This is a genomic window from Stenotrophomonas chelatiphaga, from assembly GCF_001431535.1.
Taxonomy (GTDB): domain Bacteria; phylum Pseudomonadota; class Gammaproteobacteria; order Xanthomonadales; family Xanthomonadaceae; genus Stenotrophomonas; species Stenotrophomonas chelatiphaga.
On the sequence record NZ_LDJK01000003.1, the window covers coordinates 1 to 15,175 of the forward strand.

Below are 15,175 nucleotides of genomic sequence, written 5' to 3' on the forward strand. Positions count from 1 at the left end.
TCGGTCGCAACCTGCTGTCGATCACGGTCAAGGCCGTCGACGGCGGCCGCGTAAGCCGATACCTGGTTTCGCAGGCCCCGCAGGGCAGCGTCTTCCACATCGGTGAAGCGTTCGGTGATTTTTCCGTGCCGACCGCAGCCCCGCTGCTGCTGCTGGCCAGGGCGCGCAGCAGGCTGCGCATCGGGGTGATGCCACTGCCCGCGGCCAGCCGTCCGCTCGGTGCACCGGTGGATCTTTATTACTGGGAACGCAGCCACGCCGGCTTCAGCTTCCGCGAGGAGCTGCTGGCCATGGCGGCTGCCGATCCGCAACTGCAGGTGCGCCTGCTGGCCACGCGCGATGCGCAGGCGCCGGCGGCACGCATCGACAACGTGGTCTTCGACAGCCTCGGCGATGTGCCGCTGGCCCAGCGCCACGTGCTGGCCTGTGGTCCGGACGGCTTCGTGGCTGCCGCGCGCAACCGCCTGCTGCATCACGTGGCAGGCTTCCAGGCTGAAGCCTTCACCCCGCCACCGGTGCCTGCCGGTGACCAGGGCGAGGTCCAGCTGACCTTGGCCCGCAGTGGCCGCACGTTGAGCGTGCCGCGCGGCAGGCCGTTGCTCGACAGCCTGGAAGCGCATGGACTGAAACCAAAGCATGGGTGCCGCATGGGCATCTGCAATACCTGCACCTGCGTCCGCGCCAGTGGCGCCACGCGGCACCTGCGTACCGGCCAGGACCAGGATGAACCGGCAATGCCGGTGCGTATCTGCGTCAGTGCCCCGACCACCGACCTGGTCCTGGATATCTAAGGAAGCCTTGCTGATGAGCCGCCCTGATCGAGCCCTGACCCCTACCGAGCTGGACGCCTTCGGCGCCGAACTGGACGCGATCCGCGACCGCGTGATCGGCGAACTGGGCGCCAAGGACACCCGTTACATCCGGCGCGTCGCCGCCGCGGTGCGCTGGTCCGGCGTGCTCGGCCGCCTGCTGCTGTTCGTCGGCGCGTTCTCGCCGCTGTTCTGGTCGCCGCTGCTGTGGCCGGCGTGCATCGCCGGTACGTTGCTGTTGGCGCTGTCCAAGATCCTGGAAAACATGGAGCTGGGGCACAACGTGATGCACGGCCAGTACGACTGGACCGGCGACCCGAAGCTGGATGGCAACAGCTACGAGTGGGACATCGTGGCCACCAGTGACAACTGGCGCAAGACGCACAACTTCAAGCACCACACCTATACCAACGTGCGCGGCATGGACGATGACATCGGCTACGGGCTGCTGCGCATCTTCCCCGAACAGCGCTGGCGCCCGTTCTACCTGCTGCAGCCGATCATCGCGCCGATCTTCGCGCTGCTGTTCCAGTGGGGCGTGGCGATCCAGGACCTGCGCATCGGGCGCTGGCTGAAGGGCCGCATGACCGCCCGCCAGCTGTGGAAGGAAACCCGTCCGGTCGGCGCCAAGATGGCGCGCCAGCTGGGCAAGGACTACCTGCTGTTCCCCGCGCTGGCCGGCCCGTTCTTCCTGCCGGTGATGCTGGGCAACCTGGTGGCCAACGGCATGCGCAACATCTGGACCTACGTGATCATCTTCTGCGGTCATTTCACCGCCGATGCCGAAACCTTCTCCAAGGACTGCCTGCGCAATGAATCGCGTGGCCATTGGTACCTGCGCCAGCTGCGCGGCTCGTCCAACCTCAAGGGCGGCTGGGTGATCAACGTGCTGTCGGGCAACCTGAGCCACCAGATCGAGCACCACTTCTACCCGGACCTGCCGGCCAACCGCTATTCACGCATCGCCGTGGAAGTGAAGGACATCTGCCGCCGCTACGGCCAGCACTACAACACCGGGTCACTGCCGAGCCAGTTCGGGCAGGTGGTCTGGCGGATCCTGCGGCATGCCTTCCCGAGCCGGCCGGCGCGCATGCGGGTACGCCAGCCGGTGGCCGGTGCTGCCTGAACGGCCAGGGCCCGCGCTATGCAAAGCGCGGGCAATCGCTGAGAATTGCGCGCATTGAGTTGCTTTCCGTAAAGGCGTGCGAGTGAACGTTGCGGCATCGTCCCAGGTCTCCATCCAGAGCCCATCCCCCTCGCCGCGGCCGTTGCCCGAATCCCCTGATGCGCAGATCGTCGCCGATGTCGGCGGAACCTTCGCGCGCCTGGCCTGGTCGCATGGCGGCGCCCACGCGCCCCGCATCGACGGCTTCCGGCGCTACCGCTGCGCGCAATACCCCAGCCTGGCCGCGATCCTGGCCGATTTCGCTGCGACTGCCACGCCGCAGCCTGCTGCGGCGGTGGTCGCCATCGCCGGACTGCTGCAGGGCGATACGCTGGTCAACGCCAACCTGCCGTGGCCGGTGTCGGTGGACGCCACGCGCCAGCAGGCCGGCTTGCGGTCGCTGCAGTTGATCAATGATTTCGAAGCGGTGGCACTGGCCATCCCGCACGTGCGCAGCGATGCGCTGGTGGCCCTGCATGGCAGCGCGGACCCGGCCACGGCCTGGCCGGCACTGGTGCTGGGGCCCGGCACCGGTCTGGGCGCAGCACTGCGTTTCGCCGACGGCGCACGGCCGGTGCTGGCCAGTGAAGTCGGCCATTCGGCGCTGTCGGCCGGTACCGCGCTGGAGCTGGACGTGCTGCGCCTGCTGCTGCAGCGCTGGGACCACGTCGACAACGAACGCGTGCTGTCCGGCACCGGCCTGCTCAATCTTTACCAGTGCCTGTGCCAACTGCGTGGCGCGAGCGCGCACTGCGACGACACCGAAGCGCTGCTGGCTGCCGCCCACCGCGGCGATGATCCGCTGGCGCGCGAGACCGTGGACGTGTTCTGCGGCTGGCTCGGCAGTTTCGTCGGTGACCTGGCGATCACCTTCGGCGCCCGCGCGGTCTACCTGGCCGGCGGGGTGTCGGCACACATCGCCCCGTTCCTGCCGGACAGTCCGTTCGTCGCGCGCTTCCTCAACAAGGGTGTGCTCGGCAGTGTGCTGCAGCAGGTGCCGGTGTGGCGGGTGGAACATGGCGAACTGGGCGTACTGGGCGCGGCGGCCTGGAACGCATCAGCGGCGTGACCGCGCGCGTCCGGCGTCGGCCAGGGGCGGGGCTTGAACAACAGAGGGGTTCGCATGACCGATCGTAGAAGCTTCCTGCAGGCCGGAGCGTTGGCTGTCGGCGCGCTGGGACTGCCACGCAGCGCACGTGCGGCCGCGGCCGATCCCGGTCCCCGGGTGGTGTCGACCTGGGATTTCGGCGTGGGCGCCAACCAGGTGGCCTGGAAGACCCTGGCCGACGGCGGCAGCGCGCTGGATGCAGTGGAACAGGGCGCACGCTGGGCGGAGAGCGAACTCTGCAACCCGACCGTGGGCCGCTGCGGCAACCCGGACCGGGACGGCAACCTGAGCCTGGACGCCAGCATCATGGACGGCGACGGCCGCTGTGGTTCGGTTGCCGCGCTGGTCGACATCCTGCATCCGGTATCGGTGGCACGCCGGGTGATGGAAAAGACCCCGCACGTGATGCTGGTCGGGCAGGGCGCGCAGGCCTTCGCGGTGGAACAGGGTTTCCCGCGCGGCAAGCTGCTCACGCCCGCCGCCGAGAAGGCCTGGAAAGCGTGGCTGAAGACCGCCGAGTACGCACCGCAGATCAATGCCGAACGCCGCGCGATCCCCGGCGACAGCAGCAACCATGACACCCTGGGCATCCTGGCCCGCGACGCACGGGGGCGCCTGGCCGGTGCCTGCACCACCAGCGGCATGGCGTGGAAGATGCAGGGGCGGGTCGGCGACAGCCCGATCATCGGCGCCGGGTTGTACGTGGACAACGAGGTCGGCGCGGCCACCGCATCCGGTGTCGGCGAAGAAATGATCCGCAACGCCGCCTCGTTCCTGGTGGTGGAGCTGATGCGGCAGGGACGCAGCCCGGCCGAGGCCTGCCGCGAGGCGATCGCGCGGGTGGTGCGCAAGCGGCCGGAGGCCAGCCGCACCCTTCAGGTCTGTTTCCTGGCGATGAATCGTGACGGTGAAGTGGGGGCGTATGCCCTGCACCGTGGCTTCGTCTACGCAGTGTGTGATGCGCAGCGCCAGGATGTGCTGCACGATGCCGACGCGGTGTACCGCACGGAGCAGACCTGAGCATGCGCCGGCTGCTGGAGGTCGCCTGTGATGGGGTCGGTTCGGCACTCGCCGCGCAGGCCGGTGGGGCGGACCGCGTGGAACTGTTCGCCGACCTTGCCTCTGGCGGACTCACGCCCTCGCACGCGACCCTGGCCGTCACCCGCGACCGGGTGCGGCTGCCGGTGTTCGTGTTGATCCGTCCACGCGCTGGCGATTTCCTGTATGGCGACTGGGAGGCGGAGGTCATGCTGCGCGACATCCAGCACTGCCGCGCACTGGGCATGGACGGGGTGGTGCTCGGCGCGTTGACCGCCGAGGGCGACGTCGATGCCGCGCTGTGCCGCGAACTGGTCGCGGCGGCCGGTGACCTGCCGGTCACTTTCCATCGCGCCTTCGACGCGGCGCGCGACCTCCCTGCCGCGCTGGAGGCGGTGGTCGGTCTGGGCTGCGCGCGGGTGCTCAGCTCCGGCGGCCAAGGCTCGGCAGTGGACGGCGCTGACGTGCTGGCCGGCATGGTCCAGCGCTCTGCCGGGCGCATCGGGATCATCGCCGGGGCCGGACTTGCCGCGTCCAACATCGCCGATGTCGCCCAGCGCAGTGGCTGCACCGAACTGCATGCCTCGGCGAAGGGGCTGCGCCGCAGTGCGATGCAGCATCACAACCGCGCCCTGACCGGTCTGGCGCTGGACCACCAGCAGAGCGACGCCACCCAGGTCGCCGCACTGCGTGCCGCGCTGGACACCCTGACGGACACGCGCTGACGACCGCATCACGGGCTGGACACGACGGTGTTTATCGTTTATCAATAAACACACGACGCCCTTCCGGCGCCTGTCTGCTGGAGTCCCCGTGCCAAGCCGTACCCGCCGTGCGCCTGATCCGCGTGGCATCTTCAACCTGACCCATGCGGCGATCCATGCTGTCATGGCGATGTGCTGGCTGGGTATCCTGGCCGCCCTCTGCGCCGTGCCGCTGGTGTTCCATCGGCCGGCGCGGCTGCTCGACGCGGTGGACGCGTCGGTGGTCGCCGAACATGGCGATGCGCCACACCTGCTGCTGCACTTCAGTGCCGGCCTGCTGGCCATCGTGGTGCTGCTGGCCCTGGGCTTGGTGTTCCTGCGCCACCTGCAGCGCCTGGTGCGCTCGGTGCGCGAGCAGCAACCTTTCACCCAGGGCAATGTCGGCCGGCTGCGCCGGATGGCCTGGCTGATGCTGGCGATGGAGGTGCTGTCCATCCTGATCGGCGTCTACTCCAGCTGGATGGGACCGCAGTTCGCGTGGATGGAGGTCGGCGGCGGCATGTCGATCACCGGATTGGTGGCGGTGCTGATGCTGTTCGTCATCGCCCATGTCTTCGCCGTAGGCACCGCGATGCGCGAGGACCTGGACGGGGTGGTCTGATGGCGATCGTCATCACCCTGGACCGCATGCTGCAGCAACGCGGCATGACCCTGTCCGAGCTGGCCGGGCGCATCGACATCACCCTGGCCAACCTGTCCATCCTGAAAACCGGCAAGGCGCGCGCGATCCGCTTTTCCACCCTCGATGCGATCTGCCGCGAACTGCGCTGCACGCCCGGTGACCTGCTCGGGCACGATCCGGCCGCGACGCAGGACGACGGCGCCTGATCCGGCAGCAGCTGCACGAATTCCCCTTCATCCACAGAAAAGAAACGACGCATGGAATGGCTGGCTGACCCCTCGATATGGATGGGGCTTGCAACCCTGGTAGTGCTTGAGATCGTGCTGGGCATCGACAACCTGGTGTTCATCGCGATCCTGGCCGACAAGCTGCCCCCGCACCAGCGCGACCGCGCGCGGGTGATCGGCCTGGGCCTGGCGCTGCTGATGCGGCTGGTGCTGCTGGCCGCGCTGTCCTGGATCATGAAACTCACCGAGCCGCTGTTCGCGGTGCTTGGGCATGCGTTCTCCGGACGCGACCTGATCCTGCTGGTGGGCGGCCTGTTCCTGCTGTTCAAGGGCACCCTGGAGCTGCACGAGCGACTGGAAGGGCGCTCGCACGAGGGTGGCGGCAAGCAGGTGTATGCGAGTTTCGGCACGGTGGTGGCGCAGATCGTGGTGCTCGATGCGGTGTTCTCGCTGGACTCGGTGATCACGGCGGTCGGCATGGTGGACAACCTGGGCGTGATGTATGCCGCCGTGACCATCGCGATGGCACTGATGCTGCTGGCCAGCAAGCCGTTGACGCGCTTCGTCAACCGGCATCCCACCGTGGTGGTGCTGTGCCTGGGCTTCCTGCTGATGATCGGCTTCAGCCTGGTCGCCGAGGGCCTGGGCTTCAAGATTCCGAAGGGCTATCTGTATACGGCCATCGCGTTTTCGATCCTGGTGGAGGGCTTCAACCAGTGGGTGGGCTTCAACCGCGCGCGCGACCAGGCGCAGCTGCCGTTCCGCCAGCGCACCGCCGATGCGGTGATGCGGATGTTCGGGGTGCGCGATGCCGGCACGGCGGAAGACGAGGGTGGGCAGGACGCCGGCCACGCCGGCGAGCGGCTGCAGCCGGTCGAACAGGACATGATCCGCAGCGTGCTGACCCTGGCCGAACGGCCGGTGTCCAGCGTGATGACGGTCCGCACGGATGTGCAGTGGATCGACATCAGCCGCGGCACCGACGATGTGATCGCACGGTTGATCGCCAGCCCGCATACGCGCCTGCTGGTGGCCGACGGCGACCTGGACCGGTTGCGCGGGGTGGTGCAGAGCCGTGACCTGCTGGCCAACCTGCTGCAGGGCAGGCCGCTGCAGCTGGAGGCCAGCCTGCGCGAGGCCCAGTTCGTGTCCTCCAACGCCAGCGCGCTGCAGGTGCTGGAGCTGATCCGACAGCATCCGGTGCCGCTGGCGGTGGCCGTGGATGAGTACGGCAGCGTGGAAGGGCTGGTGACCGCCAACGATCTGCTGGCCGCCATCGCAGGCGACCTCGCCGATACCCAGGACGAGCGCTATGGCATCACCGAGGTCGCGGCGCAGCACTGGGAGGCCGATGGCGCGCTGACCCTGGACGACCTGCAGCGCATGGCCGGCATCCGCTTCGAGCGCAGCGGCGACTACCAGACGCTGTCCGGGCTGGTGCTGCATGCGCTGGACCGGATGCCGCAGGCCGGCGATGTGGTCGAGCATGCGGGCTTCCGCCTGCGCGTGCTGTCGATGGCCAGGCGCCGGGTCGGACGGGTGGCGTTGCAGTGCAATTCTGAATGAGTCAGCTGCGTTTGTTGCCCTGAACAGGCACGAGGCGGCGGATCGTGTCGTACACGGTATGCTGGTCTTCACGCGTTGAACACATTGCTGATTGCGTAATGTGAAGGTTGTCCGGTCGGGGGAGGGCACGTACCGCATTGCGGTCCGCCAGACCCGGCTGGAATCCCTCCGGCCAAGTGGGCATGCATTGGCATGCACTGCTGGCCCTATCCAGCAGGAAACTCCCATGGCGGCATTGCAGCAGCGCACCCTTGAACTCATCCGCAGCAACGAGGAACAGGTCCTCACGCAGTGGCAGCAGAACCTTGCCGCCGCAGGCCAGGGACAGGACAACCGTATTTCCAGCCAGGAGGTGGATGCGCAGCTCCGTGAGTTCTGGCGCCTGTTCCTGCAGGCCATCTCGGCCGCCGATGTCGGCAGCCTGCAGGGCCAGGAATGGCAGGGCATCCGCCGCTTCCTGGAAGACCTGTCCACCGACCGTGCGCGCAGGGGCTTCAATTCGTCGGAGACGGCGAGCTTCATTTTCTCGCTGAAGCGCCCATTGTTCGCGCAGGTCCAGACCGCACTGGCAGCCGATCCGCAGCAGCTGGGCGACCAGCTGTGGGCCATTTCCGAACTGCTGGACCTGCTCGGCCTGCAGACCGTCAAGGCCTTCCAGAAGAGCCGCGAAGAAGTCATCCAGCGCCAGCAGGAAGAAATGCTGGAGCTGTCCACCCCGGTGGTGAAGCTGTGGGAGGGCGTGCTGGCGCTGCCGATGATCGGCACGCTGGATTCGCAGCGCACCCAGGTGGTGATGGAGTCGCTGCTGCAGCGGATCGTCGACACCGGATCGGAGATCGCCATCATCGACATCACCGGCGTACCGACGGTGGACACGCTGGTCGCCCAGCACCTGCTGAAGACCGTCACCGCCATCCGCCTGATGGGCGCCGATGCGATCATCAGTGGTGTGCGGCCGCAGATCGCGCAGACCATCGTGCACCTGGGCCTGGACCTGCAGGGCATCGTCACCAAGGCCAACCTGGCCGACGCGCTGGCGTTGGCGCTGAAGCGGACCGGCCAGACCGTGACCAAGGTGGCTGGCTGAGATGGATCGCATTCCGATCCTGCAGATGGGCGATCTGCTGCTGGTGACCATCCAGGTGGACATGCACGACCAGCTGGCATTGACCCTGCAGGATGACCTGACCGAGAAGATCCAGCGTACGTCCGCCCGCGGCGTGCTGATCGACATCTCCGCGCTGGATATCGTGGACTCGTTCATCGGCCGGATGATTTCCACCATCTCCGCGCTGGCGCGGATCATGGATGCCACCACCGTGGTGGTGGGCATGCAGCCGGCAGTGGCGATCACCCTGGTGGAGCTGGGCCTGGACCTGCGTGGCGTGCGCACTGCGTTGAATGTCGAGCGTGGCATGAAGCTGCTGCAGCTGCCTGTAGGCGATCCATGATCGCCGATGCGGGGACGATCCCCGTGCGGATCGAACAGGACGTGGTGCTGGCGCGGCAGACCGTGCGGCAACTGGCGGTGGCCTTCGGGTTGCGGCTGGTGGACCAGACCAAGCTGGTCACCGCCGCCAGCGAGCTGGCGCGCAACGCGGTGATCTACGGCGGTGGTGGCGACATGCACTGGCGGATCGTCGAACGCGGTGTCCGCCGCGGCATCCAGCTGGAGTTCGCCGACCAGGGGCCGGGTATCCCGGACCAGGTGAAGGCGCTTACCGACGGCTGGTCGTCGGGGTCGGGGATGGGCCTGGGCCTGTCCGGATCGCGTCGTCTGGTTGATGATTTCGATCTGGACTCCGCCGCAGGGCAGGGCACGCGGGTAACCATCACCAAATGGATCTGAATTTTTCCGGTCCGCTTACCCGTGTCGTGGTCGTCGAGGAAACCACCCAGGTCGGGCAGGCACGGCGCGAAGCGTTGCGCGTGGCCGCCGAAGCCGGCTTCAACGAGATCGATGCCGGACGGGTCGCGCTGGCCGCCACGGAAATGGCGACCAACCTGTGGCGCCACGGCGGTGGCGGTCGGATGCTGCTGTCGGTCATCGCCGCAGCGCACGGCCATGCCGTGGAACTGTGCACCATCGACCGGGGACCGGGTTTCGTGCTGGCCCAGTGCCTGCAGGACGGCTACTCCACCGGTGGCAGCCAGGGGCTCGGCATGGCGGCGATCGCGCGCCAGGCACGGGTCATGGACGCCTGGTGCGACGCACGCGGTGCGGTGCTGCTGGTCAGGATCCATCCCGAGCGCGCGCCGCGCGACGCCGATCTCGCCTACGGCGCTCTGCGCCTGCCGATGAAGCATGAAGTGGCGTGCGGCGATGCCTGGCATCTGCGGGTGCAGGACCAGCAGCTTGCGCTGACCGTGATCGACGGCCTCGGGCACGGGGTGCTGGCAGCCGAAGCATCCGAAGGTGGGGTGCGTGCGCTCGCCGCGCGGCCCCCGGCCGGCCAGGCAGTGGATGCCATCAACGACCTGCATGCTGCCCTGTCGGGCTCGCGCGGCGGCGCGGCGGCGGCTGCTTTCGTTTCGCTGGGCAGCGGCGACATCGACTACGCCGGCGTGGGCAACATCGCCGGCACCCTGCTGATCGGTGATACCTCGCGTGGCATGGCGTCGATGCCCGGCATCGTCGGCGTGCAGTACCGCAAGGCGCAGGCATTCAGCCTTCACGCTCCGGCTGGCACGCTGCTGGTGATGCACAGTGATGGACTGCAGGCGCGTTGGAGCCTGCGCGATTACCCGGGATTGCAGCATCGCCATCCGGCGTTGGTGGTTGCCGTGCTGCAACGTGATTTTGATCGTGGTCGCGATGATGTCTGCGTCGTCGCGCTGCGCGTGGGAGCCTTCCGATGAGCGTCACCGATCTGTCCCTGCAGCAGGAAATGGAGCGTCTCCGCGTGGAGAACGAGGGCCTGCGCGCTGAGCTGGACGAGACCAACCAGGGGGTGCTGGCGCTGTATGGCGAACTGGACCAGCAGGCCGAACAGCTGCGCCAGGTGTCCGAGTTGAAGAGCCGCTTCCTGTCCTACATGAGCCATGAGTTCCGCACCCCGCTCGGCTCGATCCTGAGCATGACGCGGCTGCTCGACGACGGCATGGATGGCGAGCTCAGCAGCGGGCAGCGCCAGCAGGTACTGTTCATCAGCAGTGCTGCCAGTGAGCTGCGCGAGATGGTCGACGACCTGCTCGACCTGGCCAAGATCGAGGCCGGCCGGATCACCATTTCACCGGGCTGGTTCGACCTGATGGACCTGTTCTCGGCCCTGCGCGGCATGTTCCGCCCGTTGGTGGACGGCAACGACATCGAACTGGAGTTCATCGCGCCGCCGCAGCTGCCGATGCTGTACACCGACGACAAGAAGCTCGCGCAGATCCTGCGCAATTACGTGTCCAACGCACTCAAGTTCACCCCGCGCGGCCGGGTGGTGGTATCGGCCGAACTGGAAGGCGAGGCCGCCGTGCGTTTCAGCGTGCGCGATACGGGCATCGGGATACCGGTGGAGATGCACGCTGCGCTGTTCGAGGATTTCGTGCAGGTGGATTCGCCGCTGCAGAAGCGCCTGCGCGGGACCGGGCTGGGATTGTCGTTGTGCAAGCGCTTCGCGGTACTGCTCGGCGGCCACGTCGGCGTCAACAGCGTGCCGGGCGAAGGCTCGGAATTCTTCGTGGTGGTGCCGCTCAACCTTCAATCCGCAGCAGAGGCCCTTGATGCCGCACCGTGACCGCATCCTGATCGTGGATGACAACGTCGCAACGCGTTACGCGGTGCGCCGCGTGCTGGAGCACCATGGCTACCGCGTGGACGAAGCCGGGCTTGGCCAGGATGGCCTGGACGCGGTGGCGGGCAATGAGTTCGCTGCGCTGGTACTGGATGTCAACCTGCCCGACATGAGCGGCTTCGACGTGGTGCGCGAACTGCGCTCGCAGCCACGCACCGCATTGCTGCCGGTGGTGCACGTGTCGGCGGCATCGATCAGCACCGGCGACATGATCACCGGCCTGGACGCCGGCGCGGATGGCTACCTGACCCACCCGGTGGACCCGGAAGTACTGCTGGCCACACTGCGCAGCCTGCTGCGGGCGCGCCGCGCCGAGGATGCACTGCGCGAGGCCGAGGCGCGTTTCGGTGAAATCTTCCGCCAGATCAACGCGCCGATCGCGGTATTGAACGCGGACCTGACCGTTCGCGATGCCAACGCCGCGTTCGCCCGCCTGCTCGGTACCGGGCTCAGCGACGGGTCACCGCTTGACCGGCTGGGCAATGCCGGCGAGTTCATCGACGGACTGCGCGACGCGCTGCGCCTGCGTGAGCGCTGGCAGGGCACGGTGGCGCTGCCTACCCCGGGCGGTACGCCGCGCATGACCCAATGGCGGCTGACGCCGTACCAGCAGCCGGACCTGGGCCTGGTGGTGGTGGAAGACATCACCGCCCACCACGAACGCGACCGCGAACAGCGACGCGAACTGGCGTACCAGATTTCCGAGCGCGAGCGCACCGAAGCCGAGCTGCTGCAGGCACAGAAGATGGACGCACTGGGCCAGTTGACCGGCGGCATCGCCCACGATTTCAACAACCTGCTGACCACCATCATCTCCGGCCTGGACATGATCGAACTGGCAGCGGACAGCGGCAAGCTGGACCGCCTCGGGCGCTACATCGACGCGGCGTCCAGTTCGGCCACCCGCGCCGCGGCGCTGACCCAGCGCATGCTCGCCTTCGCGCGCAAGCAGCCGCTGGATCCGCAGCCGTTCGACGTGGCCCAGCGCGTGCATTCGCTGGAAGACCTGCTGCGGCGGACCATCGGCGAGAACATCGAACTGGAGTTCGAACTCGGCGACGAACCGCTGGTGGCGCTGGCCGACCCCAACCAGTTCGAAAGCGTCGTGCTGAACCTGGTGATCAATGCGCGCGATGCGCTGGGCGGCAACGGCCTGATCCGCATCCGCGGTGAACGCACCACGGTGGAAGGCGACTACAGCCTGGCCGCCGGCGACTACATCAGCGTCAAGGTGATGGACAACGGCAGCGGTATCGAAGCACACCTGCTGAAGAAGGTCTTCGAACCGTTCTTCACCACCAAGCCGCAGGGCGAGGGCACCGGACTGGGTCTGTCGATGACCTATGGCTTTGCCCGCCAGAGCGGCGGCGTGGCACGCATCAGCAGCGAACCCGGCGCAGGTACCGAAGTGGAGCTGCTGTTGCCGCTGGGCGATGCGGCGAAGATCGAGGTGGCCGGTGAGCGCGGTGAAACGCCGGTAGGCCGTTTCGAGCGGATCCTGGTGGTGGACGACACCGATTCGGTGCGCCAGATGGTGCAGGACATGCTGCGCGAGGCAGGCTACGAGGTCATCGCGGTGGCCGATGCGCGCCAGGCGCTGCGCGAGCTGCGCGACGATGAAGGCATCGCGCTGCTGCTGTCCGATGTCGGCCTGCCGGGCATGAACGGCCGTGAGCTCGCCGACGCGGCACGTGAGCTGCGTCCGCGCCTGCCGGTGCTGTTCATCACCGGCTATACCGAACGGGCAGCGGTGCGCAACGAGTTCCTCGGGCCGGGAATGGGCCTGCTGCCCAAGCCGTTCAACCTGTCCGAACTGCTGCGTGCGGTGAGTTTCGCCCTGCGTTGAGCGGGGCGCCGGTGCCCTTAGATGCCGCCTTCGCGCGGCAGCGGCGCGGGAACATTCAGCTGGCCGCCGGCCGCGACGTAGGCGGCCAGCGCCTCGCCCTGGCTGAGCAGGTGGCGGTTCATGGTCGCCTCCGCGGCCACGGCATCCCGACGGCGGATGCAGTCCATCAGCTCGCGGTGTTCGGCCAGCGACTGCGCCATCCGGCCCGGCGTCAGCAGCTGGCGGCCACGGTGCATCTTCAGGATCCGGTGCAGGTCATGGGTCACCCGGATCAGCCACGGATTGCCGGCGTGGGTCTGCAGGGACTCATGGATGAAGTAGTTGTTGCGGTAATACTCGGCCAGGTCACCGCACGCGGCGGCAGCTTCCATCGCATCGTGCAGGGCCTGCAGCTGGGCGATGCCGGCATCATCGATGCGGCGCACCGCATCGTGCGCGCAGCGACCTTCCAGCATCGCCATCACCGGGAACAGCTGGTTGAGGTCTTCAAGGGTGAGCCGGGTGACCCGGCTGCCACGGCCGGCATCGATCTGCACCAGGCCTTCGGCGGCGAGCAGCTTCAGGCTTTCGCGCAGCGGCGTACGGCTGATGCCCAGTTCTTCGGCCAGCGCCGGCTCGTCGATCCATTCGCCCGGTGGCAGCAGGTAATCGTAGATCTTCTGCCGCAGTTGTTCGGCCACCTCTTCATAGAGTGGCACGCGGCGGGTGCTTTTACGGGGGCCGGGGGCCAGGGGCATGGTCGAAGCGCAGTCCAGGTGGATGCATCAGTCTAGCGGGTGCACCCGGGGGTGACGACCAGCGGTCGCCACCCCCGGCACGGCTTACATCCAGCCCGGTACCACGAACAGCAGCCACGCCAGCAGCGGGCCGAAGGCCACCACCAGCCCGCTGTAGACCAGGAAGCGACGGAACAGCGCCTCGCGCTCTTCCTTCGCCGCCGACGCCACCACCAGCGCGCCATTGGTGGAGAACGGGCTGACGTCCACCACGGTGGACGACACCGCCAGGGCGCAGATCACGCCGGCGGCGCTGAGGTGCCCCTGCATCAGGAACGGGACCGCCAGCGGAATCGTGGCGCCGAGCACGGCCGCCGACGAAGCGAACGCCGAAACGATGCCACCCACGTAGCAGACCAGCAGCGCACCCAGCAGCGGAATGCCGATGGCACCGACGCCGTGGCCGACGAAATCGACCGCACCGGCTTTCTGCAGCACCGCGACGTAGGTCACCACGCCGCTGATCAGCAGCACGGTGGACCAGCTGATGCCATCCACCGCGCCCTTCTGCGCGGACGGCGAGGCCAGCGCGATGGCCACCGCAACGGTGATCGCCACCAGGCCCACGTTGAGGTCATACACCAGCGCCGCCACGCCCAGGCCCAGCAGGCCGACCAGGGTGATCAGGCGGTCGCGGTTGATGCGTACCTCGTCCAGTGCCTGCGGATCATTGGACAGGGTGCCACCACCGGCGCTGACCACGGCGCCATGGCCTTCGATGGCGAACTGGCGCGAAGAGGCCTGCACCCCGGCGACCAGCGGTTCCTCGGCAACCGCACGCCCACGCCGCAGCAACGCGATGCCACCGAAGGCGAAGAAGCAGATGAAGGCCATCAGCAGGTTGAAGCCGAGGCTGGTCAGGAACACCGCCATTTCCGTGACTTCCAGTCCTGCCTTCTGCACCACCTGGTTGGTGATGCCGCCATACACGCTGATCGGCGAAAACCCGCCGGCCTGTGCGCCGTGGATGACCAGCAGGCCCATCATCAACGGGTTGATCTTGTACTGTTTGGCGAAACGCAGCGCGACCGGGCCGATGATCGCCACCGCCGCCGGACCCAGCGCGCCGAATGCGGTGAGCACTGCGGTCACGATGAACATCACCCACGGGATGGCCACGATATGGCCTCTTACGGCTTTCACCGCCCAGTGCACCAACAGGTCGATGGTGCCGTTCTTCTGCGCGATGGCGAACAGGTAGGTGATGCCGACCAGGGTCAGGAACAGATCGCCGGGGAATCCGGCAAGGACTTCCTTGCCGTCCATGCCGACCCAGATGCCGCCGACGATGAACGCCAATGCAAAGCCGACGGCACCCATGTTGATGGGCAGGGCCGTGGCCACGATGAACATGATCACCAGACCGATGATCGTTGCAATTTCCGGACTCATGCGCCCTCCCGAGACACCTGGTTCGTTGCTTCCGATGGCGACCCGCCATCCAGGGGTAGTGCTTCAACTGCGTGGCC

The 15,175-nt window shown here is 67.5% G+C and carries 16 protein-coding genes; 14 read left to right on the plus strand and 2 right to left on the minus strand.

Features of this window, described 5'->3' with window-relative positions:
- The 14 genes from ABB28_RS00785 to ABB28_RS00850 all read left to right on the plus strand — a co-directional run.
- On the plus strand, positions 1-791 hold a 791-nt coding region (locus ABB28_RS00785; protein ID WP_057506801.1), incomplete at its 5' end, for a flavin reductase family protein.
- A 13-nt stretch (positions 792-804) separates the two neighbouring features.
- Entirely contained in the window at positions 805-1,935 is a 1,131-nt protein-coding gene (locus ABB28_RS00790; protein ID WP_057506802.1) for a fatty acid desaturase family protein, read from the plus strand.
- A gap of 82 nt (positions 1,936-2,017) precedes the next feature.
- Positions 2,018-3,043 (plus strand): glucokinase, encoded by a 1,026-nt coding sequence (locus ABB28_RS00795; protein WP_057506803.1) that lies wholly within the window; start codon positions 2,018-2,020, stop codon positions 3,041-3,043.
- Between the two features lie 54 nt (positions 3,044-3,097).
- A complete protein-coding gene (locus tag ABB28_RS00800) occupies positions 3,098-4,102 on the plus strand; it encodes a glycosylasparaginase (RefSeq protein ID WP_057506804.1) in 1,005 nt (334 codons plus the stop codon).
- A complete protein-coding gene (locus tag ABB28_RS00805; RefSeq protein WP_057506805.1) occupies positions 4,099-4,845 on the plus strand; it encodes a copper homeostasis protein CutC in 747 nt (248 codons plus the stop codon). Before ABB28_RS00800 ends, ABB28_RS00805 begins: the two co-directional genes overlap by 4 nt.
- Positions 4,846-5,014: 169 nt before the next feature.
- On the plus strand, positions 5,015-5,485 hold the full coding sequence (locus ABB28_RS00810) for a DUF2975 domain-containing protein (RefSeq protein ID WP_057506831.1): 471 nt from the start codon (positions 5,015-5,017) through the stop codon (positions 5,483-5,485).
- On the plus strand, positions 5,485-5,712 hold the full coding sequence (locus tag ABB28_RS00815; protein WP_042613600.1) for a helix-turn-helix domain-containing protein: 228 nt from the start codon (positions 5,485-5,487) through the stop codon (positions 5,710-5,712). Before ABB28_RS00810 ends, ABB28_RS00815 begins: the two co-directional genes overlap by 1 nt.
- 51 nt (positions 5,713-5,763) lie before the next feature.
- Positions 5,764-7,299, plus strand: a complete 1,536-nt coding sequence (locus ABB28_RS00820; RefSeq protein WP_057506806.1) for a TerC family protein — start codon at positions 5,764-5,766, stop codon at positions 7,297-7,299.
- Positions 7,300-7,525: 226 nt separating this feature from the next.
- Positions 7,526-8,386, plus strand: a complete 861-nt coding sequence (locus ABB28_RS00825; RefSeq protein ID WP_057506807.1) for an STAS domain-containing protein — start codon at positions 7,526-7,528, stop codon at positions 8,384-8,386.
- A 1-nt stretch (position 8,387) separates the two neighbouring features.
- Positions 8,388-8,750: an STAS domain-containing protein gene (locus ABB28_RS00830; RefSeq protein ID WP_057506808.1), complete on the plus strand. Its 363-nt coding sequence runs from the start codon at positions 8,388-8,390 to the stop codon at positions 8,748-8,750.
- Positions 8,747-9,148: an ATP-binding protein gene (locus ABB28_RS00835; protein ID WP_057506809.1), complete on the plus strand. Its 402-nt coding sequence runs from the start codon at positions 8,747-8,749 to the stop codon at positions 9,146-9,148. The genes ABB28_RS00830 and ABB28_RS00835 overlap by 4 nt, the downstream gene beginning before the upstream one ends.
- Complete coding sequence (locus tag ABB28_RS00840; protein WP_057506810.1) at positions 9,139-10,158, plus strand: ATP-binding protein; 1,020 nt, start codon at positions 9,139-9,141, stop codon at positions 10,156-10,158. The genes ABB28_RS00835 and ABB28_RS00840 overlap by 10 nt, the downstream gene beginning before the upstream one ends.
- Positions 10,155-11,027, plus strand: a complete 873-nt coding sequence (locus ABB28_RS00845; protein WP_057506811.1) for a sensor histidine kinase — start codon at positions 10,155-10,157, stop codon at positions 11,025-11,027. Before ABB28_RS00840 ends, ABB28_RS00845 begins: the two co-directional genes overlap by 4 nt.
- The gene (locus ABB28_RS00850) at positions 11,014-12,930 is read left to right on the plus strand and encodes a response regulator (protein ID WP_057506812.1); all 1,917 of its coding nucleotides are present in this window, start codon (positions 11,014-11,016) and stop codon (positions 12,928-12,930) included. Before ABB28_RS00845 ends, ABB28_RS00850 begins: the two co-directional genes overlap by 14 nt.
- A gap of 17 nt (positions 12,931-12,947) precedes the next feature.
- On the opposite strand, the gene ABB28_RS00855 is transcribed toward ABB28_RS00850, so the two are convergent.
- Together ABB28_RS00855 and ABB28_RS00860 are read right to left on the minus strand one after the other, a co-directional pair.
- Positions 12,948-13,667 (minus strand): GntR family transcriptional regulator, encoded by a 720-nt coding sequence (locus ABB28_RS00855; RefSeq protein WP_057506813.1) that lies wholly within the window; start codon positions 13,665-13,667, stop codon positions 12,948-12,950.
- Positions 13,668-13,751: 84 nt separating this feature from the next.
- The gene (locus ABB28_RS00860; RefSeq protein WP_057506814.1) at positions 13,752-15,098 is read right to left on the minus strand and encodes an SLC13 family permease; all 1,347 of its coding nucleotides are present in this window, start codon (positions 15,096-15,098) and stop codon (positions 13,752-13,754) included.
- Positions 15,099-15,175 lie beyond the last annotated feature (77 nt).